Source organism: Streptomyces sp. NPDC042259 (assembly GCF_055582085.1).
This window is the reverse complement of record NZ_JBVJDW010000012.1, coordinates 77240-98093: the sequence shown is the minus strand read 5'-3', so window position 1 is coordinate 98093 and position 20854 is coordinate 77240. Positions and strand designations below refer to the sequence as shown.

Here is a 20854-nt window from a genome sequence, read left to right as displayed (position 1 = left end):
CGTAACATAGTAATGTGAAATTGCACTGACAAGGCATCAGCCGCTCCGTTATCCACCTGTGTCCGAGGAGGAGTCCCCATGAACGAACCGTCGGCCGCCGCGCTCCGCACGGTCAGTCACGACCTGCCCGTCTCCCCGGAGTTCGAGGCCTTCATGGCCGACGGCTGGGCGGCGTCCCCGCTGCCCGGCGAGATCCGGCTGCCCGTGGCGGACGCGGCCGCCGCACGCCGCGGGCGGCTCTCCGCGCTCTTCCCGGGCGAGCGGCTGATCGTGCCCGCGGGAGAGTTGAAGGTCCGCTCCAACGACTGCGACCACCGCTTCCGGCCGCACAGCGGCTATGCGTGGCTGACCGGGCTGACCGGTGAGGAGCAGGCCGGTCATGTGCTGGTCCTGGAACCGGACGGCCCGCACCGGCACGAGGCGGTGCTGTACGTGCGGCCGCGTTCCCCGCGTGACGGCGCGGAGTTCTACCGCGACCGGCGCTACGGGGAGTTCTGGGTCGGCCGGCGCCCCGACCTCGCCGAGGCCGAGCGCATGACCGGCATCCGCTGCGTCCACCGGGACGCCCACGGCCAGCTGCCGCCCGGGCGCGACGCGTCCCGCGACAACGAGCTGGCCGCCGCCCTGAGCGAACTGCGGCTGGTCAAGGACGCCTGGGAGGTCGCCCAGCTGCAACTGGCCGTGGACCACACCGCCGCCGGCTTCGAGGACGTGGTGCGGGCGCTGCCGCGCGCCCTGGCGCACCCGCGCGGCGAGCGGTGGATCGAGGGCGTCTTCGGTCTGCGCGCCCGGGCGGAGGGCAACGGCACCGGCTACGAGACCATCGCCGCCTCGGGCGCGCACGCGTGCGTGCTGCACTGGATACGCAACGACGGACGGCTGGACCCCCGCGAACTGCTGCTCCTGGACGCCGGCGTGGAGACCGACACGCTCTATACCGCCGACATCACCCGCACCCTGCCGCTGTCCGGCCGCTTCTCGCCCCTCCAGCGCCAGGTCTACGAACTGGTCCTCGCCGCCCAGGAGGCGGGCATCGCCGCGCTCAGGCCCGGTGCGCGCTTCCGCGACTTCCACCGGGCCTGCATGCGGGTGATCGCGGAGGGCCTCGCGGACTGGGGTGTGCTGTCCGGCGCCGAAGGCGACCTCCACCGCCGCTACACCCTGTGCGGCAGCGGGCACATGCTCGGCCTGGACGTCCACGACTGCGCCCAGGCACGGGCGGACGCGTATCTCGACGGTGTCCTGGAGGAGGGGCAGGTGCTCACCGTCGAACCCGGGCTCTATCTCCAGCCCGACGACGAGACACTGCCGGCCGCGCTGCGCGGGATCGGGGTGCGCGTCGAGGACGATCTGGTGATCACCGCCGACGGGGCGCGGCTGATGTCGGGGGCGCTGCCGCGGACCCCGGACGCGATCGAGGCGTGGATGGGCGAACTGATGGAAGACTGAGAAGAGTTGCCCGGCGGAGCCTTGGCAGCAGTTGTGCAATGTGAAATATTACTGCTGTGCCCACGAGAAACTCCCCGGACGTCGTCGTCGTCGGAGCCGGTGTGGTCGGCGCCGCCTGCGCCTACTACGCCGCCCGCGCCGGCCTCTCCGTCACCGTGATCGACCGTGGTCCCGTCGCGGGCGGGACCACCGGGGCCGGCGAGGGCAATCTGCTGGTCTCCGACAAGGAGCCCGGACCCGAACTCGATCTGGCCCTGCTCTCGACGCGTCTGTGGCGGGAGCTGGCCGGCCGGCTCCCGGCGCGGACCGAGTTCGAGGCGAAGGGCGGCCTGGTCGTCGCCTCCGGCGCCCCCGGGATGGAGATGCTGCGGGACTTCGCCGCGGCGCAGACCAAGGCGGGCGTCACGGCCGACGAGGTGCCGGCGGACCGGTTGCGCGATCTGGAACCCCACCTCTCCCCCGCCCTGGCGGGCGGCTTCCACTACCCGCAGGACGCCCAGGTGCAGCCCGCCCTCGCCGCCGCCCACCTGCTGCGCGCCTCGGGCGCCCGCGTCCGCACCGGCGAGGAGGTGACCGCGATCCTCACCGGCGCGGCCGGTGAGGTGCGGGGGGTGCGGACTTCGGCCGGTGACGTGCACGCGCCGTACGTGGTGAACGCGGCCGGCACCTGGGGCGGCGAACTGGCCCGGCTCGCCGACGCGTTCCTGCCCGTCCTGCCCCGCCGGGGATTCGTGCTCGTCACCGAACCGCTGCCGCGCGTCGTGCGGCACAAGGTGTACGCGGCGGACTACGTCGCCGATGTGGCGAGCGGCTCGGCGGCCCTGCAGACCTCGGCCGTGGTCGAGGGCACCCCCGCGGGGCCGGTTCTGATCGGCGCCAGCCGGGAACGGGTCGGCTTCGACCGCACCCTGTCGGTGGACGTGCTCCGGCGCCTCGCCGAGGGGGCCACCGCCCTCTTCCCCGTGCTGGGCAAGGTGCGGGCGATACGGGCGTACACGGGGTTCCGTCCCTATCTGCCCGACCATCTGCCCGCGATCGGGGCCGACCCCGGCGTACCCGGCCTGGTGCACGCCTGTGGCCACGAAGGAGCGGGGATCGGCCTCGCACCGGCCACGGGCCTGATCGTGGCCCGGCTGCTGACGGGCGCCGAACCGCCGCTGGACATCGCGCCCTTCGACCCCGGCCGCTTCGCACCCGCCACCTGACACACCCCCTGTTCCGCCCTTGTCCGCATCTGTTCCCCGTCTCGCCCCGTGAGGAGGCCCGTAGTGGCCCGTACCCCCGCCGGCCTGGTCAGGGCGGAGCCCGGCCCGCCCTTCGAGATCACCTTCGACGGCCGTAGGGTCACCGCCCTGCCCGGCCAGTCCATCGCCGCCGCGCTGTGGGGGGCCGGCATCCTCGCCTGGCGCACCACGCGCGACGGCGGCCGCCCGCGCGGGGCGTTCTGCGGCATCGGGCAGTGCTACGACTGCCTCGCCACCGTCAACGGGGACCCCAACCGACGGGCCTGTCTGCTGCCCGCCCGGCCCGGCGACGCGATCACCACCCAGGAAGGACACGGCCATGCCGGGCTCGGTGTCTGATCCGTACGACCTCGTGGTGATCGGTGCGGGAGCGGCCGGTCTCGCGGGCGCCGAGGCCGCCGCCCGGCTCGGCCTGTCCGTCGCGCTCCTGGACGCCTCGGGGCAGCCGGGCGGCCAGTACTTCCGGCACCCGGACGCGGCTCTGGGCGCCCGGCGGCCGCAGGCCCTGCACCACGACTGGTCCGCCTTCACCCGGCTGCGCCGGGGCCTGACGGCCGGGGACATCGACCACCTGGCCTTCCACCACGTCTGGGCCGTGACCCGGGAGGGCGACGGCCTGTGGAGCGCGCACGCCCTCACCGGCGCCGACGGTGACGGCGACCGCCCGGTCCGTGTGCGCGGCCACGCGGTACTCCTGGCGGCCGGCGCCTACGAACGGCAACTGCCCTTCCCCGGCTGGACGCTGCCCGGTGTCGTGGGCGCCGGCGGCGCGCAGGCCATGCTCAAGTCCGGGCTCGTGCTGCCGGGCGGACGGATCGTCGTCGCGGGCAGCGGGCCGCTGCTGCTCGCCGTCGCCTCCTCCCTCGCCGGGGCGGGCGCGGACGTCCCCGTCGTCGTCGAGGCCTCCGGCTATCTCGGCTACGCCCGGCATCCGCGAGCCCTGGCCACCAACCCCCACAAGCTCCTCGAAGCCGCCGTGCACGGCGCGGCGCTGCTGCGGCACCGCGTCGCCCTGCGCACCCGCCACGCGGTGACCGAGGTGCACGGCACCGACCGCGTGGAGGCCGTCACCATCTCCCGCGTCGACCGCCACTGGCGGCCGGTGCCGGGCACCGGCCGCCGGGTCGCCTGCGACGCGCTGGCCGTGGGGCACGGGCTGATACCGCGGACCGAGCTGGTCACCGGGCTCGGCTGTACGACGCGGCGCACACCGGACGGCACCCATGCCCTCGCCCTGGACGACCTCCAGGAGACGTCGGTCACGGGCCTGTGGGCCGCCGGGGAGACCGGTGGCATCGGCGGCTGGCAGCTGGCGGCCGTCGAGGGCGAGCTGGCGGGCATCGCGGTGGCCGCCCGGCTGCGCGGCGAACCGGCGCTCACCGACGGCGCCCGGGTACGGAAGCTGCGCCGCCGCCGCGACCGGATGCGCGCCTTCGCCGACGCCATGGGCTCCGCCCACTCCCCGGGCCCCGGCTGGGGCGACTGGCTCACCGACGCCACCGAGGTCTGCCGGTGCGAGGAGGTGACCGCGGGCCGGATCCGCGAGGCGGCCGCCTGCTTCGGCGCCCATGACGCGCGCACCGCCAAACTCCTGACCCGTGCGGGCATGGGCTGGTGCCAGGGACGGATGTGCGCGACGGCCGTGGCCTGCCTCGCCGCCGGGGGTACGGCGCAGGGGACCGTACCGCCGTCGGCCGAGCGCAGGCCGCTCGCCGTGCCCGTCCCCCTCGGGGTGCTGGGCGCCCTCGACGTGCCGCGGACCACCGAGGAGAACACCGGCCGACCACCGCGGCACCACTGATCGACTCTTTCCGCACCGATGACATGTCACAGATCAGAAGGGTTACCGGCATGACCGCCACCTCCTGGCACACCGACCGCCCCTGGCGGGGCATCATGGTCGCCACCGCGCTCCCGCTGCGCGCGGACCTCTCCGTCGACTACGACGCCTACGCCGAGCACGTCCGGTGGCTGCTGGAAAGCGGCTGCGACGGCGTCGTCCCCAACGGTTCCCTCGGCGAGTACCAGACCCTCACCGACGAGGAGCGCGCCCGCGTGGTGCGCACCGCCGTCGAGGCGGCGGGCGACGGCGCGCGGGTGATGCCCGGCGTCGCCGCCTACGGCAGCGCCGAGGCGCGCCGCTGGGCCGACCAGGCCGCCGAGGCGGGCTGCGGTTCCGTCCTGCTGCTGCCGCCCAACGCCTACCGCGCCGACGAGCACGCCGTGCGCGCCCACTACGCCGAGGTCGCGGCGGCGGGGGTGCCGGTCGTGGCGTACAACAACCCCATCGACACCAAGACCGATCTGACACCGGCGCTGCTGGCCCGGCTGCACGGCGACGGCAGCATCGTGGCGGTCAAGGAGTTCAGCGGCGACGTCCGGCGCGCCTACGAGATAGCCGAACTCGCCCCGGACCTCGATCTGCTCATCGGCGCGGACGACGTCCTGCACGAGCTGGCCACCGCCGGCGCCGTCGGCTGGATCGCCGGCTACCCCAACGCGTTCCCCGCCACCTGCGCCGAGCTGTACCACGCGGCGGCCGCCGGGGACCTGGAGACGTCCCTGCCGCTCTACCGGTCACTGCATCCGCTGCTGCGCTGGGACTCCAGGACCGAGTTCGTGCAGTCGATCAAGCTCTCGATGGACATCGCCGGCCGCCACGGCGGGCCGACCCGCCCGCCGCGCTTCCCGCTCACCGGCGAGGCGGAGGCCCAGGTCCGCGCCGCCACCGAGAAGGCCGTCGCCGACGGACACCGCTGACCGTCGCCCGGCCCCCTGCCGAGAGGCCCCCTTGCCGAAAGGACGCTCGTGCGTACCCGTCATGTCTTCCACGCCGTCGACTCGCACACCGAGGGCATGCCCACCCGCGTCATCACCGGCGGCGTCGGGGTCATACCCGGCACCACCATGGCCGAACGCCGGACGCACTTCATCGAGCACCTGGACCATCTCCGTACGCTGCTGATGTACGAACCGCGCGGTCATGCCGCCATGAGCGGCGCGATCCTCCAGCCGGCCACCCGGCCCGACGCCGACTACGGAGTGCTGTTCATCGAGGTGTCCGGGCTGTTGCCGATGTGCGGACACGGCACCATCGGGGTCGCCACCGTGCTGGTGGAGACCGGCATGGTGGCGGTCTCCGAGCCCGTCACCACCGTGCGGCTGGACACCCCGGCCGGGCTGATCACGGTCGAGGTGCGGGTCGAGGACGGCGCCGCGACGTCCGCCACGCTGACCAACGTGCCCGCGTTCTGCGTCGGGCTGGACCGGAAGGTGACCGTGCCCGGGTACGGGACGGTCACCTACGACCTCGCCTTCGGGGGCAACTTCTACGCCTTCGTCGAACTCGACGCACTCGGCCTGCCCTTCGAGCGGTCACGCAAGGACGACCTCCTGGCCGCGGGCCTCGCCGTCATGGACGCCGTCAACGCCTCTTCACACCGGCCCGTCCACCCCGAGCGGCCCGAGATCAACGGCCTCAAGCACGTCTACCTCGCCGCACCCGGCTCCGACGCGTACCGCTCCCGGCACGCCATGGCCATCCACCCGGGCTGGTTCGACCGTTCCCCCTGCGGCACCGGGACCTCGGCCCGGATGGCCCAGCTGCACGCCCGTGGCGCGCTCCCGCTGGGCCGTGACTTCGTCAACGAATCCTTCATCGGCACCCGGTTCACCGGCCGCCTGGTGGGAGAGACGGAGGTCGGCGGGCTGCCCGCGGTGGTGCCGGCCATCACCGGCCGCGCCTGGATCACCGGCACGGCCCAGTACTTCCTCGACCCGGACGACCCCTTCCCCGGAGGCTTCCTCCTATGACCATCCAGCGGACACCGGCCGACGCGGCCTCCTTCGTCTCCCGCAATCCGGCCGACCCCTCGGACGTCGTCGCCGAGTTCACCGCGCCCGGCGCCTTCGCGATGGCCGACGCCGTCGAACGGGCCCGCGCCGCCCAGCCGGGCTGGCTGGACGGCGGAGCGGCCGCGCGCTCCGCGGCGCTGTCGTCGATCGCCGGGGCGGTCGAGGGCGCGGCCGACGAGCTGGCCGCGCTCGCCGTGCGGGAAGTGGGCAAGCCGGTCACCGAGGCGCGGGCCGAGGTGGCCCGGACCGTCGCGATCTGGCGGTACTACGCCCAGGCCCCCTACGAGCCCACCGGTGCCGTCCACGAGACGGCCGCCGGTCCCGGGCTCCTGCTGACCCGGCGCCGCCCGCACGGCGTCGCGGGCCTGATCACCCCGTGGAACTTTCCCTTCGCCATCGTGAGCTGGAAGGCGGCGCCCGCCCTGGCGGCCGGCAACACGGTCGTCCTCAAGCCCGCGCCGGAGGCCACGGCCTGCGCCCGGCGCCTCGCCGGCATCATCCAACGGGCCGTGCCCGAAGGAGTGTTCACGGCTCTTCCCGGGGGTCCGACCGAGGGCGGTGCCCTGCTCGCCGCCGCCGATGCCGTCTCGTTCACCGGCTCGACGGCCGTGGGCGCCGCGGTGGTCCGCGCGGCCACGGCCCGGGGCATCCCGGTCCAGGCCGAGATGGGCGGACTGAACGCGGCGATCGTGCTGCCGGACGCCGACATCGAACGGGCCGCGGCCCACATCGCCTCGGCCGTCGCCGGATACGCGGGCCAGAAGTGCACCGCCACCAGCCGGGTCATCGCGGTCGGCACGGCCCTGGAACCCCTGCGCGAGGCCCTGGCCGAGGCCGTGCGCGCCCTCCCCGTCGGCGACCCGGCCGATCCGGCCACGGTCTGCGGGCCGCTCGTCTCCGCGGCGGCGCGCGACCGGGTCGACGCGGTCCTCGACCTGCCGGTCCTCGCCACCGGAGCCACCGTCGACGGGCCCGGCTGGTACGCCGCCCCGACGCTGGTCGAGAAGGTACCGCCAGGCCACCGACTGCTCGGCGAGGAGGTCTTCGGCCCGATCGCGGCCCTGGTGCCGGCGAACGACCTGGCCGACGCGGTACGGATCAGCAACTCCGTCCCGTACGGCCTGGTGACCTCGGTCCACACCGCCGACCTCGGCACGGCCCTGCACGGTCTCGACCGGCTCGACACAGGCATGGTCCGCGTCAACGCCCCGTCCACCGGCGTCGACTTCCATCTGCCCTTCGGCGGCGCCAAGGCCTCCGGCCACGGCCCGCGCGAACAGGGCCACGCGGCAAGGGAGTTCTACACCTCGAGCCGGACCTACACCCTGACGCCCTAAACGTAATGTGACATTGTACGCTGGTGGTCCAGTCCATCGGGGCACGAAAGGGACACCATGGGGCACCTCAAGCAGCGCAACCTCATCACCGCCACCGAGCGGCTGCGCGACCAGGTCGCCCACGCCCTGCGGGCCGCACTGATCTCCGGGGAACTCCGCCCGGGCCAGGTCTATTCGGCACCGGGCCTCGCGGAGGACTTCGGCATCTCCGCGACCCCCGTGCGCGAGGCCATGCTCGATCTGGCCCGTGAAGGCCTGGTCGAGCCGGTGCGCAACAAGGGCTTCCGGGTGACCGAGGTCAACGAGCGCGATCTCGACCAGTACACCGAGATCCGTACGCTGATCGAGGTGCCGATGGCGGGCCGGATCACCCGCAGCGCGGCGCGCGAGGAGCTGGAGGCCCTTCGCCCGGTGGCGGAGGAGATCGTGCGCGCCGCGCGCGAGCACGACCTCATCGGCTATCTGGAAGCCGACCGGCAGTTCCATCTGTCCCTGCTCGCGCTCTCCGGCAACGAGCGTCTCGTCGAAACCGTCAGCGACCTGCGCAAGCGTTCGCGTCTGTACGGGCTGACCGGCCTGGACGAGCGGGGCGAGCTGATCCACTCGGCCGAGGAGCACCTGGAACTTCTCGATCTGATGCTCGCCGGCGACGCCAAGGGGGCCGAGAAGTGCATGGCCCGGCACCTCGGGCATGTGCGCTCGCTCTGGGCGAAGGGGGCGAGCGGCGAGCGGCCGGCCGAGCAGCGGAAGGGGCGGGCCATGGCCGTCCGGCCGTAGCGCGCGAGAGCGGCAAAAGTGTCGTACCGGGCGGGTCGACGACCCCGCCCGTAGCGCGCGCCGCCGATATCCGGGGCCCACGGCCCGGGGCCACCGGCCGGAGTCGTCTCCGGCCGGTGGCCCCGGGAACCACCCTTTCGGGGCAGGTGGTGTTACTCGCCCACGACGCCCGAGGCGGCGATGACGATCTTGGCCTTGGGGGTGCCGGACTGGCTGCCCAGGGACTCGATCTTCGTCACCAGCTCCTGGCCCTCGACGACCTCGCCGAAGACCACGTGCTTGCCGTCCAGCCACGACGTCACCACGGTGGTGATGAAGAACTGGGAGCCGTTGGTGTTCCGGCCGGCGTTCGCCATGGAGAGCAGGAACGGCTTGTCGTGCTTGAGCTTGAAGTTCTCGTCGGCGAACTTCTCGCCGAAGATGCTCTTGCCGCCGGTGCCGTCGCCGCGGGTGAAGTCACCGCCCTGGAGCATGAAGTCCGGGATGACCCGGTGGAAGCCCGAGCCCTCGTAGCCGAAGCCGTGCTGGCCGGTCGCCAGCTCGCGGAAGTTCTGCGCCGTCTTGGGAACGACGTCGTCGTACAGCTTGAAGACGATCCGCCCGGCCGCGGCGCCGTCAATGGTGATGTCGAAGAAAACGTTGGTAGACATACGGACATCCTGTCATGGCTCCGGCCCCGTGCTCGGCAGCCCCCGGGTGCGTCGCCGATGACCGGGCCGGTGCGTTGCCCCACACGGCCCAGGTGGCGACGGCGTCCGGGGTTCCGACGGCCCGGCCGGATGGGCGGCCGCCCGGCGGGCGACCCGCTGCATGGGTGACCTTGCCCGTGCCGCGACGCTCCCCGACCGTGGCGGCTGCATAAGGTCGTTCGGGTCGTACCGCCCCGTCGGGGTCGCCTGCGCGCTTCTCCCCCGCCGGGCCCGTTCATCACATGAGATTCTCGTCGAGACAAGGATATTCACCTCATGAAATCCCTTCTCCGAAGCCACACCCGGCTCGTCGCCTCGACTCTCCGCACCGGGGTGACCGTTTCCGCGCTGACGTGCCTGGCCGTCACCGGAGTTCCGGCCGCCGCCGTGGCCTCCCCGGCCGGTCACCCGGCGGCCGCGGGGACCACATCGGCACGCGACGGGTCCCCTGCCGAACGCGCTGTGGCGATCTTCAATTTCGTCTGCAGCCCGAAGGACCGCACCAAGACGTGGTACGAGAAGTACTCGGCGATCGAGGACCGCGTCCCCCACACGCTCAAGGACAAGACCAAGACCATCTCCGGCGAGGCACGCCAAAGCCTCTACGGCACACGTGAGTTCAACCCCGTCACCCGGCGGAAGATGTGCAAGGACCCCGTGGCCCACTCCAAGGCCATCGAGGCGGCCAGCCTCAAGCTCAAGGGGAAGATCAAGGACGAGTACGCCGAGCGGGCGAGCTTGGAGAAGTTCACCAACCAGAAGCTCACCGACTTCGAGAAGCTCAATCTCGACGAGACTCAGGGGAAGTTCGGCCGCAAGCTCTGGATCATGCCTGACCCGAAGTAGTACAGGGGGACCGGGCAGGCCTTCCGGGGGGGGGCGGCGGCCCGTCGCTCATCTGAGCAGGCTCAGTACGGACAAGGCGCCGGACGCGCGCCGGGCGGCTCCGTTGCCGTGCGGCCGAATGCGGCACATAGTGGAACTGAGCCCGTACTCGCGAGATCGGAGGACACCGTGATCGCCCTCGGAGTCATTCTGCTCATTATCGGCTTCCTCGCCCACATCGCCATCCTGTGGACCATCGGGATCATTCTGGTCGTCATCGGCGCGGCCCTGTGGATCCTCGGTGCGGTGGGGCATGCCGTCGGAGGACGGCGGCACTACTGGTAGCCGCGGCACCACCGGTGGAGGACCACCGGCCGCCGGCCGGTGAGCGCTGACGCCCGGTCCGGTTTCCGCTTCGCTCCGCCGTCGCACGGCTTCGACCCCTCGGCCGTGCGGCGGTGAAGCGTGCGGCACTCCGGGTACAGAAGCCCCTACGGCATGCTGCCGAACCTTTACCCGCGGCCTGTAATATATCTACCTCAGTTGAGGCAGATATTCAGGGGTCGCGGGGGATGCTTCGTCCTGCTCTCCGGCTTGGCCCCAGGCGGACAGCCGGAGGGCGCTGTGCTGTGAGGAATCACGAACACCTCGCAGTCGCCCAGGCCCCGTCGGACGAGGAGGCAGGAGCGGTGAACACCAGGCTGGTGGTCCTCCCCGCGAGCCGGGAGCAGGAGGGGCAGGCCGTGCTCCGGCTGACCGGTGAGCTGGATCTGAACAGTGAGGGCGTATTGGCCGCGGCCATGACCGAGGTGCTGGAGACCGGGCACCGGTGGGTCGTGCTGGACTGTTCTCGGCTGGCGTTCTGTGACTCGCGCGGCATGAACGCCCTCCTCGGTGCGCAGCACCGCGCCCGGGCCGCCGGCGGCGGGATCGCGCTGGCCGCGGTCGGTGGGCACGTCCGGCATGTCCTCGCCCTCACCGGCATGGACGAGGCCATCACCTGCGCCGTGTCGGTGGAGGCCGGTTTCGGCCTGCTCGCCCCCTCGTCGGCCGACACCACACCGGAGCAGCCGGAGCCCACCGGCTGACCACGTTGGCCGCGGCGGGGCGGCGTTCCAGGCCGGAGGGTTTCCGGCTGCCGCATGCGGCGGGGCCCGGCCGTGAAGGCCGGGCCCCGCGGTCTCCCTGGGGAGGGGGACGTCTCTCAGTGCTTGAAGGCATCCTTGGCCTTTTCCTTGGCTTCGCGCAGGTCGCCCTTGGACTTGTCGGCCTGGCCCTCGGCGGTCTTGCTCTCATTGCCGACCGCCCGGCCCGCTTCCTTCTTGACCGTGCCCTTGACCTGCTCGCCCTTGGCCTTGGCCTTCTCGCTGGCGCTCATGACGCGATCACTTCCTTCTCGTCGCTCCCGTTGCTGCCATCCCTCCGGCTTCCCGCGCCCCTGGGGTGTAAACACCCCGATACGCGGGAGCCGGCCGGCGGTGAGCGCCGGCCGGCTCGTGGGCGGACGGGGCGGCGAGTGGTTACGGCTTCATCTCGTACGCCCCCGACAGCGCCTCCACGCGCTCCCAGACGCGTGCCGAGCGGGCTTCGTCGACGACCGGGCGGCGGACCGCGTCCAGTGCCCAGCGCTGCTGGGCCTCGGTGGCGGAGTCCTTGCCGTGCAGCTCGACGGCGTGCGCGGAGAAGTCGCGGACGAGGACGGCGAACAGCTCGTCGAGCACGTCCTGGTCGAGGCCGGTCAGCTGGGCCTGCTCCAGGATCAGCTGGCCGTGGACGACCAGGGCGAAGAGCTGGCCGACGGCGAGGAGGAGGTCGAGGTCGCGGCTCTGCTCCTCGTCGGGCGCGGCCGTGGTGACGAACGCGCACAGCGCGTCCGCCTGCTCCCGGAAGCGGCCGACGTTGGGCACCTCCGCGTACGCGTCGTAGGCGGTGCGCCAGTCGTGGAAGCGGATGGCGCCCAGGCCACGGGCCGGTCCCTGCCGGAAGAGGAAGTCGTCGTCGGCCGCGTCCAGGCGGGTCGGCACCGGGGCGTACTCGGCCGGGTTCAGCAGGTGGTTGCCCATGAACTTGAGGATCAGGGCGAGGTTGACGTGGACCGTGCCCTCCAGCTTCGGCAGCCCGCGGATCTCGGTGGCGGCCTGGGCGAAGTAGGTGTCCTTCTCGAAGCCCTTGGCCGCGATGACGTCCCACATCAGGTCGATGACCTTCTCGCCCTCGGTGGTCACCTTCATCTTCGTCATGGGGTTGAAGAGCAGGTAGCGGCGGTCGTCGGGGCCGGCCGAGCGGAAGTAGTCGACGGCACGGTCGCTGAACAGCTTCATGCCGACGAGGCGGACGTAGGCGTCGGTCAGCTCGCGGCGCACGTGCGGGAAGGCGGTGACGGGGCGGCCGTACAGGACACGGTTGTGCGCGTGGGTGACGGCCTCGTACATCGCGTGCTCACAGATGCCGATCGAGGCGGTGCAGAGGTTGAACTTGCCGACGTTGACGGTGTTGAGCGCGGCGTCGAACGCGGCACGGCCGGTGTGCAGCACGTCGTCGGGACCGACCGGGTAGGCCTCCAGACGGAACTCGCTGACGTACTTCGAGGAGTCGACGACGTTCTTCACCAGGTGGTACGTCGGGTGACGGCTGTCGGCGGCGAAGAAGACGTAGCCGTCGGGGCCCTCGACGTCGGTGCGGCGGCCGAAGACCGAGACGAGCCCGGCGGCGTTGCCGTTGCCGATGTAGTACTTGGAGCCGGTGGCCCGGAACCCGCCGTCGCCGTCCGGCTCCAGCAGCATGTCGGTGGAGTAGATGTCCGCGCCGTGGGACTTCTCGGAGAGGCCGAAGGCGAACACCTCGCCCTGGGTGAGGAGTTCGGCGGCGCGGGCGCGGGCGGCGGCGTTGTCGCTCTGCCAGACCGGGCCGAGGCCGAGGATGGTCACCTGCCAGGCGTACCAGTAGTCGAGCCCGTAGAAGCCGAAGATCTCGTTGAGGGCGGCGATCCGGGCGGTGTCCCAGCGCTTGTCCCGCTGCCCGCCGTCCTGCTCCGCGGCGGCGGAGGACGGCGTCAGGAAAGTCGCGAAGAGCCCCTCCTTGGCGGAGAACGCGAGGAAGTCCGCCAGCCAGGCGCGGGAGCGGTAGTCCTCGATCAGCCGGCGCTTGCCGCGCTCCTCGAACCAGTCGACGGTGGCGCGCAGCAGCCTGCGGGTCTCGGGGTCGAAGTGCGCGGGGTCGTAGGTGCGCGGGTTGAACAGAAGCGGGTCAGCCATGGGTGTTCGCCTTTCCTGCTGGGCGGTTGACGGATGACGCATGCGGTGGTGAGGGCGTCGCGGGGCCGGGCCGGTGGTGTGCCGGTTCAGTGCTCGGGGCGGAGCCGGTGGAGGGTGGCGAGTACGTCGTCGAGCCAGGCGAGCATCATCCGCTCGTAGGCGATGCCGCCGCGCAGCACGGCGTGCTGCAGTTCCCGTCCGGCGTCCGGCGTGCGGGGGGCCTCGGGCCCGGTGAAGTCCCGCAGTTCCCCCGCGAGGTAGTGCGCGAGCCGGTCGGTGTGCTCCCGGTGGTGTCGCTCGACCTCGTGGATCAGCGCGGCCGGGTCGTCGAAGGCCGCGCCGCGGATCTTCACGGCGAGGTCGTGCCGGACGCTCTCGGGTTCGATCGGCTCGTGGAGCCACCGGGAGAGGACGTCCCGCCCGAGGGGGGCGACGGAGTATTCCTTCTTGTCCGGCCGGCCCTGCTGGGGCACCTCGCGGACGTCGATCCAGCCGTCGCCCTCCATGCGCTTGAGGACGCGGTAGATCTGCTGGTGGGTGGCGGTCCAGAAGTAGCCGATGGACCGCTCGAAGCGCCGGGCCAGCTCATAGCCGGAGCCCGGCTTCTCCAGCAGGGAGACGAGGATCGCGTGCTCGAGCGCCATAGCCCGGATCTTGCTATGCAACTCGTTGCATAGGCAAGACCGCGTGGATGAGACACGGCTCACCCGGCGCCCGGGGCCCGGCGGGAAAGGCACCTCGGACGCGTGGCGTCAGTCGATGGAGAGCCCGGCCGCCGATGCGGCCAGCGCGTCGAGCACCGGCCTGATCAGCGGGTGGTTCTCGGCGCCCCGGCGGACGGCGGCGAAGACCCGGCGGGTCGCCGCCGGGCCGGTCACGGGGCGCACCACCGTGTCCTTGAGTTCCATGCCGCGCAGGGCCGAGCGCGGTACGAGCGCCACTCCGGCGCCCGCTCCCGCCAGTGCCACGACGGCGCGGAAGTCGTCCGAGGAGTGCACGAGGCGGGGCTGGAATCCCGCGAGTTCGCAGGCCAGGAGCATGACGTCGTGGCAGGGATTGCCGGGGTAGGGGCCTATCCAGTCGCTGTCGGCCAGCTCGGCGAGGGCGACGTGCGCGCCCTGGCCAAGGGGGTGCGAGGTGTGCAGCACGGCGTCGAAGGGCTCGGCGTAGAGCGGTACGCGTGCCAGGCGCCGGTCGTCCTCGGCCGGCGAACCCCGGTACTCGACGGCCAGCACGACGTCCGCTTCCCCGTCGAGCACCAGCCGCAGGCTTTCGGCTCCCTCGGCGTCCCGCACCCGTACCCGCAGGTCGGGGTGGCGGTCGGCGAGCCGCCCGATGGCCGGGGCCAGCACCTCCGCGATGCCCGTCGCGAAGGCCACCACCCGTACCTCACCGGCCGCCCCGCCCGCGTACGCCGCGAGTTCGGCCTCGGCCCGCTCCAGCTGGGCGAGGACGGCGTTGGCATGGGCGAGCAGGATGTCGCCGGCCGCGGTCAGCCGTACGCCCCTGCCGCTACGGGTCAGCAGGGCGTGGCCGGTCTCCTGCTCCAGCGCGGCGAGCTGCTGGGACACGGCGGACGGGGTCAGATACAGCGCTGCGGCCGCGGCGGTCACCGTCCGGTGGTCCGCCACGGCCCGCAGGATACGCAGCCTTCGGGGGTCGATCACCCCGCCATTGTCTCCCGGGCGTCGATGAAGGCTGCCACGGCCCGCTCCACGTCGGCGGTGGAGTGCGCGGCGGAGAGCTGCACCCGGATCCGGGCCGCGCCCATCGGCACGACGGGGTAGGAGAAGCCGATCACGTACACGCCGCGCTCGAGCAGCAGCTCGGCCATCCGGCCGGCCTCGGCCGCGTCCCCGATCATGACGGGGGCGATGGCGTGGTCGCCGGGCAGGATCTCGAATCCGGCCTCGGTCATCTTCGTGCGGAACAGCTTGGTGCTGGCGTCGAGGCGCTCGCGCAGCTCACCGGCCGACTCCAGCAGGTCGAGGACCTTGATCGACGCGGCGGCGATCACCGGGGCGAGGGAGTTGGAGAAGAGGTACGGGCGCGAGCGCTGGCGCAGCAGCTCGACGATCTCGGCGCGGGCCGCGACGTAACCGCCGGAGGCGCCGCCGAGTGCCTTGCCGAGGGTGCCGGTGATGATGTCGACGCGGTCCATGACGCCGTGCAGCTCGGGGGTGCCGCGTCCGCCGGGGCCGACGAAGCCGACGGCGTGCGAGTCGTCGACCATGACCATGGCGTCGTACCGGTCGGCCAGGTCGCAGATCTCGGCGAGCGGGGCGATGTAGCCGTCCATCGAGAAGACACCGTCGGTGACGATGAGCCGGCGGCGGGCGTCCTGGGTGTCCTTGAGCTGCTGCTCCAGATCCGCGAGGTCACGGTTGGCGTAGCGGTGCCGGCGGGCCTTGGACAGGCGGATGCCGTCGATGATCGAGGCGTGGTTGAGCGCGTCGGAGATGACCGCGTCCTCCGGGCCGAGGAGCGTCTCGAAGACGCCGCCGTTGGCGTCGAAGCAGGAGGAGTACAAGATCGTGTCCTCCTGGCCCAGGAAGGCGGAGAGCCGCTGCTCCAGCTCCTTGTGGATCTCCTGGGTGCCGCAGATGAAACGCACGGAGGCCATGCCGTAGCCCCAGCGGTCGAGCGCGTCCTTGGCGGCGGCGACGACGTCGGGGTGGTCGGCGAGGCCGAGGTAGTTGTTGGCGCAGAAGTTGAGTACGTCGCCGGACGCGACGGCCACGGAGGCGCTCTGCGGGGTCCCGATGACGCGCTCGGGCTTGTAGAGACCGGCGGTGCGGATCTCGTCGAGGGTGGTGCGGAGGTCGTCGCGGACGGATGCGTACATGCGGGGGTTCTCCTGGCGGTGGTTCTGCGGGACCGGGCGTCCGGGGCGCGGCCCGGTGGCGGGGGGACGGCTCGGGGCGGGGCCCGTCGGTGGCTAGGCCGCCGTCCAGTCGAGGATGATCTTTCCGCTGCGGGCGGTGGCGGCCTCGTCGAAGGCCGCGTCGAAGTCCTGGTAGCCGTACTTGCCGGTGATCACGGGGCTGAGGTCGAGGCCGCCCTCCAGCAGGACGGTCATCGCGTACCACGTCTCGAACATCTCACGGCCGTAGATGCCCTTGACCGTGATCATCGAGGTGACGATCTTCGACCAGTCGACCGCGAATTCCTCGGCGGGCAGACCGAGCATGGCGATCCGGCCGCCGTGCGTCATGTTCGCGACCATGTCCCGCATGGCTTCGGGGCGGCCGGACATCTCCAGGCCGATGTCGAAGCCCTCCTTGAGGCCCAGCTGCCGCTGCGCGTCGGCGATGTCCGACTGGGCGACGTTGAGCGCCAGGGTCGCGCCGACCTTGCGGGCGATGGCCAGCCGGGACTCGCTGACATCGGTGATCACGACGTTGCGCGCGCCGGCGTGCCGGGCGACGGCCGCGGCCATGATGCCGATCGGTCCCGCGCCGGTGATCAGGACGTCCTCTCCGACGAGCGGGAAGGAGAGCGCGGTGTGCACGGCGTTGCCGAACGGGTCGAAGATCGCGGCCACGTCCAGGTCCACCTCGGTGCGGTGCACCCAGACGTTGGACGCGGGCAGGGCCACGTACTCGGCGAAGGCACCGTCGCGGCCGACGCCGAGCCCGACGGTGGAACGGCACAGGTGCCGGCGGCCGGCCAGACAGTTCCGGCACTTCCCGCACACCAGGTGGCCCTCGCCGCTCACCAGGTCACCGACCGCGATGTCCGCCACGTCCGCGCCGACGGCGGCGACCTCTCCCACGAACTCGTGACCGAGCACGAGCGGGGTGGCGACGGCCTGCCGCGCCCAGCCGTCCCAGGACCGGATGTGCAGGTCCGTGCCGCAGATGCCGGTGCGGAGCACCTTGATCAGCACATCGCCCGGGCCCGTCTCGGGCTCCGGCACGTCCATCAGCCACAGCCCGGGCTCGGCGTACTGCTTGACAAGTGCCTTCATGTGCTGTGGCTCCAGGCGGGGTGAAAGAAGAGACGACGAACGCGTACCAATGTGACGGGCCGCGGGCGCGCAGTCCATCGAGGTTTTCTTAACCGGGCCAACAGCGGAGCTTCACGCGCGCGGGGCCGCTTCCCGGGGTGCCGGCCGCCGCCGCGGTCCGCGGGTCGGCCGAGAGCGGGCCGGTGTGGTCGCGTGGTTCGCCGGAGAAGCGGAGCTGTGTGGCGGCCGCGTGCTCCGGTCTCAGCGGCCCTGCAGAGCCTTGACGTTGTTGCCGAACGTCCAGCCTTTTGCGCCGTCCCAGTTCAGTGACCAGGTCATCAGGCCTTTGAGCCGGTTGTCGTAGCGGTTCCAGGCCTGTGCCACCAGGTTCGGCGCCATGTGGCCGCCGCCGGCACCGGGCTGGGCCGGCAGGCCCGGGACCTGTTTGTCGTAGGGAACCCTGATCGTGGTGCCCTGGACGACCAGCCCCTTGTCGAGGCAGTCCGTCTGTGCCGTGAACCCCTGCACCGTTCCGGCGGAGTAGGAGTCGCCGGAGCAGCCGTACATGTTGCCGTTGTAGTACTGCATGTTCAGCCACCACAGACGGCCGTTGTCCGCGTACTTCTTCACCACGGGCAGGTAGGCGCCCCAGATGGAGCCGTAGGCGACGCTGCCCCCGGTGACGTAGGCGGTTTCGGGTGCCATCGTGAGGCCGAAGTCCGAGGGCATCCGGGCGAGCACGCCGTCGATGATGCGGACGAGGTTGGCCTGCGAGGCCGACAGCTTTTTGATGTCGCCGCTGCCGGTGAGGCCCGTCTCGATGTCGATGTCGATGCCGTCGAAGTTGTATCTCTTCAGGATCGGTACCACCGTCTCGACGAACCGGTCGGCGACGGCCGGGGAGCCGAGGTCGATTCCGGCGGTCGCGCCGCCGATGGACATCAGGATCGTGGCTCCGGCCGCCTTGGCCCGGCACATCTCGGCCGGGGTCGCGACCTTCACCGTCGCGTCCATCCCGTTCTCCCACAAGGCGGTGCCGTCCGAGCGGATCACCGGGAACGCCGCGTTGACGACGTTGTAACCGTGTTCGCGGATGCGGGGGTCCGTGATCGGCGTCCATCCGAAGGGCGGGTGCACACCGTTCGCCGCGCCGTCCCAGTTCTCCCAGTACCCCTGGAGCACCTTGCCGGCGGGTTTCGGCTTGACCGCGCAGGTGTCGTCGGCCGGCGTGCTCGCCGTCGCATCGCGTGGTGCGGGCGCGACGAGGGTCACGGCGACGAGGGCCCCCAGCAGAAGTGACGTCCGACCGGCCATGGCCCTTCTCCCTTCCACCCGGAGAGGCAGCCGATGGCGGGACGAGCGGTGTGCGTCCGGATTTCCTCGAACGTAGGACGGCCCCGACAGACCGTCAATAGGTCTGTACCAACTCGGTGGTCAGGCCAGTTCCACCGGTGGCACACCGGGCGGGTCGAAGCCGAGGGTCCGGCCGTAGAAGGCCAGTTCCGTCTCCAGGGCCCGGGCGATCGTCCCGGCCTTGCGGAACCCGTGGGACTCGCCGGCGAAGGCCAGATGCACGTGGCCGACGCCGTGCGCTCCCAGCTCCCCCACCAGCGCCTCCGCCTGGTCGGGCGGGACGACGGGGTCATCGGTGCCGTGCAGCAGCAGCACCGGGCAGGTGTCGTCGGTGACATGGCCGAGGGGTGACCGCTGCCGGTAGCGGTCGGCACAGGCGGGCAGCGGGCCGATGAGGCCGTCCAGGTAGCGGGACTCGAAGTCGTGCAACCCCGCCACCAGGAGCCGGGGGTCCGCTACCCCGAAGTAGGAGGTGGCGGCCCGGAACACCGGCCCGTGTTCCGCGATGCCCGTGGTGACGGCCGCGAGTGCCGTCCAGCCTCCGGCCGACGGACCGCGTACGGCCAGGCGCCGGCCGTCGGCCTCACCGCGTTCGGCCAGGTGGCGGGCCGCCATGACGACATCCGCGACGTCCACCACGCCCCACCGCCCCTTGAGCCGTTCGCGGTAGGCGCGGCCGTAGCCGCTCGATCCGCTGTAGTCCACGGCGACGACACCGATGCCACGGCTGGTGAAGTAGGCCTTGGCCAGGTCCACCACCGCGGACTCGCTGCCGGTGGGCCCACCGTGGACCCACACCACGTACGGCGGCAGCTCGCCCTCGGGCGCCCGGGCCGTGGGGTGCGACGGCGGGTAGACGGACGCGTGCACCACCCGGCCGGACGCGTCGTGGAACTCGGCCGGGCGGGGGGTGGGCAGATAGGCCGGGGCGGGGAGGACGTCGAGTTCGCGGCGCAGTTCCTCGGCCGCGCCGGTGCGGGTGTCGACCCGCACGACGCAGGGCGGTTTCGTGGGCCCCCCAGCCAGTCCGACGACGAAGGCACGGTCGGTGGACAGTGTCGGACAGAACACGGGGTATCCGCAGTCGAGGTCGGTCAGGGTGCCGGCCTTCGGGTCCAGCAGGGCGAGCCGCTGGTCTCCCCGGCCGTGCACGACGGCGAGGCGCCCGTCGGCCAGCGGGGCGAAGGGGCGGCCGCCCAGGTCCCAGAGGGGGTGGCCGAACTCCTCCTCCGCCGGGTACAGGGCGCGCGGCGGCGCGTCCCCCGCGAGCCCCACCTCGTAGAGGTTCCACCAGCCCGAACGGTCGGAGACCGCGTAGAGGGTGTGCGCGTCGCGCCAGCAGGGTGCGAGGACGGACTCGCGGGCGGGCCCGCCGCCCATGACCGGCCGGCCCTCGGTCGCCGCCGCCCGGTCGGCCGGGCCGACCCGTAACTCGGTGGCGTCCCAGGGCATGTCGGGATGGTTCCAGCAGATCCATGCCAGGCGCCGGCCGTCCGGCGAGGGGGTGGGGAAGGCGAAGAAGTCCGCGCCTACGGCCAGTTCGCGCAGGGCGTCCGGCGTTCCGGCGGCGGAGCCGTCGAGCGGGACCGCCACGATGGAACGGGTGATCCGCCCCGCGTCGCCGTGCCGTTCGCGCACGCACCACACCTCCCGTCCGTCGGGCGCGAGGGCGAAGTCCGCGTAGCGCAGCGCGGCGGGCGTGCCCGGTTCGGGCGTCAGGGGCACCGGCGGCCGCCCGTGCGGTGAGGTGAGGTAGAGCCGCTGGTCGGGGTAGTGTGCGAAGACGATGCGCCGGCTGCCGTCCTGGGGTGAGCGCACGGGCAGGTAGGACAGCCCGCCGTACTCGTGGACGCGGCTCCGGGCGTCCCACGGCGCCTGGAGCAGGCGCCGGTCGCCACCGCCGGGGGTGTGCTCGACGACCGTCGTCCGGCCGCCCTCCTCCGGGCGGGTCTCCTGCCACCACACACGGTCACCGGCAGCCAAGGGGAAGTCCAGACGCAGCCGGGCCCGGGCCACGGTCGCGGCGGTCAGCGGCGAGGGCCAGGCGCCGTAGGGAACGGGGGCGGGGGTCGGGAACGCGGCCACGGCTTCTCCTGTGGGAAGGCGCATGGAATAATCCACG

20 protein-coding genes are annotated in these 20854 nt (G+C 72.3%); 11 read left to right on the top strand and 9 right to left on the bottom strand.

Translation table 11 applies throughout. The features are described 5' to 3' along the window. Window positions 1-78 precede the first annotated feature (78 nt). The 8 genes from ACZ6MA_RS27615 (at window position 79) to ACZ6MA_RS27580 (ending at window position 8662) form a co-directional block, all read left to right on the top strand. The gene (locus ACZ6MA_RS27615; RefSeq protein WP_469436845.1) at window positions 79-1449 is read left to right on the top strand and encodes an aminopeptidase P family protein; all 1371 of its coding nucleotides are present in this window, start codon (window positions 79-81) and stop codon (window positions 1447-1449) included. A gap of 56 nt (window positions 1450-1505) precedes the next feature. Continuing rightward, entirely contained in the window at window positions 1506-2654 is a 1149-nt protein-coding gene (locus ACZ6MA_RS27610; protein WP_469436843.1) for an NAD(P)/FAD-dependent oxidoreductase, read from the top strand. Between the two features lie 63 nt (window positions 2655-2717). Then, a complete protein-coding gene (locus ACZ6MA_RS27605) occupies window positions 2718-3032 on the top strand; it encodes a (2Fe-2S)-binding protein (RefSeq protein ID WP_469436841.1) in 315 nt (104 codons plus the stop codon). Further along, complete coding sequence (locus ACZ6MA_RS27600) at window positions 3013-4494, top strand: FAD/NAD(P)-dependent oxidoreductase (protein ID WP_469436840.1); 1482 nt, start codon at window positions 3013-3015, stop codon at window positions 4492-4494. Before ACZ6MA_RS27605 ends, ACZ6MA_RS27600 begins: the two co-directional genes overlap by 20 nt. A 50-nt stretch (window positions 4495-4544) precedes the next feature. Beyond that, the gene (locus tag ACZ6MA_RS27595; RefSeq protein WP_469436838.1) at window positions 4545-5453 is read left to right on the top strand and encodes a dihydrodipicolinate synthase family protein; all 909 of its coding nucleotides are present in this window, start codon (window positions 4545-4547) and stop codon (window positions 5451-5453) included. Window positions 5454-5501: 48 nt separating this feature from the next. Then, the gene (locus tag ACZ6MA_RS27590) at window positions 5502-6506 is read left to right on the top strand and encodes a proline racemase family protein (RefSeq protein WP_469436836.1); all 1005 of its coding nucleotides are present in this window, start codon (window positions 5502-5504) and stop codon (window positions 6504-6506) included. After that, entirely contained in the window at window positions 6503-7885 is a 1383-nt protein-coding gene (locus ACZ6MA_RS27585; protein WP_469436834.1) for an aldehyde dehydrogenase family protein, read from the top strand. The genes ACZ6MA_RS27590 and ACZ6MA_RS27585 overlap by 4 nt, the downstream gene beginning before the upstream one ends. Window positions 7886-7942: 57 nt before the next feature. After that, the gene (locus tag ACZ6MA_RS27580; RefSeq protein WP_469436832.1) at window positions 7943-8662 is read left to right on the top strand and encodes a GntR family transcriptional regulator; all 720 of its coding nucleotides are present in this window, start codon (window positions 7943-7945) and stop codon (window positions 8660-8662) included. Window positions 8663-8814: 152 nt separating this feature from the next. Here ACZ6MA_RS27580 and ACZ6MA_RS27575 read toward each other — a convergent pair whose 3' ends face one another. Further along, entirely contained in the window at window positions 8815-9312 is a 498-nt protein-coding gene (locus ACZ6MA_RS27575; protein WP_469436831.1) for a peptidylprolyl isomerase, read from the bottom strand. A 315-nt stretch (window positions 9313-9627) separates the two neighbouring features. Here ACZ6MA_RS27575 and ACZ6MA_RS27570 point away from each other — a divergent pair, with 315 nt between their 5' ends. The 3 genes from ACZ6MA_RS27570 to ACZ6MA_RS27560 all read left to right on the top strand — a co-directional run bounded on the left by ACZ6MA_RS27570 (window position 9628) and on the right by ACZ6MA_RS27560 (window position 11264). Further along, window positions 9628-10197: a hypothetical protein gene (locus ACZ6MA_RS27570; protein ID WP_469436829.1), complete on the top strand. Its 570-nt coding sequence runs from the start codon at window positions 9628-9630 to the stop codon at window positions 10195-10197. A gap of 168 nt (window positions 10198-10365) precedes the next feature. Further along, window positions 10366-10521 carry a DUF6131 family protein gene (locus tag ACZ6MA_RS27565; RefSeq protein ID WP_469436827.1) on the top strand — a complete coding sequence of 52 codons (156 nt, stop codon included), beginning with the start codon at window positions 10366-10368 and terminating at the stop codon, window positions 10519-10521. A 344-nt stretch (window positions 10522-10865) separates the two neighbouring features. Continuing rightward, window positions 10866-11264 (top strand): STAS domain-containing protein, encoded by a 399-nt coding sequence (locus ACZ6MA_RS27560; protein ID WP_469436825.1) that lies wholly within the window; start codon window positions 10866-10868, stop codon window positions 11262-11264. A 116-nt stretch (window positions 11265-11380) separates the two neighbouring features. Here ACZ6MA_RS27560 and ACZ6MA_RS27555 read toward each other — a convergent pair whose 3' ends face one another. The 8 genes from ACZ6MA_RS27555 to ACZ6MA_RS27520 form a co-directional block, all read right to left on the bottom strand. Beyond that, a complete protein-coding gene (locus ACZ6MA_RS27555) occupies window positions 11381-11554 on the bottom strand; it encodes a CsbD family protein (RefSeq protein ID WP_469436824.1) in 174 nt (57 codons plus the stop codon). 142 nt (window positions 11555-11696) lie between these two features. After that, complete coding sequence (locus ACZ6MA_RS27550) at window positions 11697-13430, bottom strand: acyl-CoA dehydrogenase family protein (protein WP_469436822.1); 1734 nt, start codon at window positions 13428-13430, stop codon at window positions 11697-11699. 86 nt (window positions 13431-13516) lie between these two features. Then, window positions 13517-14074, bottom strand: a complete 558-nt coding sequence (locus ACZ6MA_RS27545) for a PadR family transcriptional regulator (RefSeq protein ID WP_469436820.1) — start codon at window positions 14072-14074, stop codon at window positions 13517-13519. Between the two features lie 108 nt (window positions 14075-14182). After that, on the bottom strand, window positions 14183-15097 hold the full coding sequence (locus ACZ6MA_RS27540) for a LysR family transcriptional regulator (RefSeq protein WP_469436818.1): 915 nt from the start codon (window positions 15095-15097) through the stop codon (window positions 14183-14185). Continuing rightward, window positions 15094-16275: a glycine C-acetyltransferase gene (locus tag ACZ6MA_RS27535; protein ID WP_469436817.1), complete on the bottom strand. Its 1182-nt coding sequence runs from the start codon at window positions 16273-16275 to the stop codon at window positions 15094-15096. Before ACZ6MA_RS27535 ends, ACZ6MA_RS27540 begins: the two co-directional genes overlap by 4 nt. A 93-nt stretch (window positions 16276-16368) precedes the next feature. Continuing rightward, on the bottom strand, window positions 16369-17400 hold the full coding sequence (gene tdh / locus ACZ6MA_RS27530) for an L-threonine 3-dehydrogenase (protein ID WP_469436815.1): 1032 nt from the start codon (window positions 17398-17400) through the stop codon (window positions 16369-16371). Window positions 17401-17640: 240 nt separating this feature from the next. After that, window positions 17641-18693, bottom strand: coding sequence for a chitinase (locus ACZ6MA_RS27525; protein WP_469436813.1), 1053 nt, complete (start codon window positions 18691-18693; stop codon window positions 17641-17643). A gap of 120 nt (window positions 18694-18813) precedes the next feature. Continuing rightward, the gene (locus ACZ6MA_RS27520; RefSeq protein WP_469436811.1) at window positions 18814-20817 is read right to left on the bottom strand and encodes a S9 family peptidase; all 2004 of its coding nucleotides are present in this window, start codon (window positions 20815-20817) and stop codon (window positions 18814-18816) included. Between the last annotated feature and the right edge of the window lie 37 nt (window positions 20818-20854).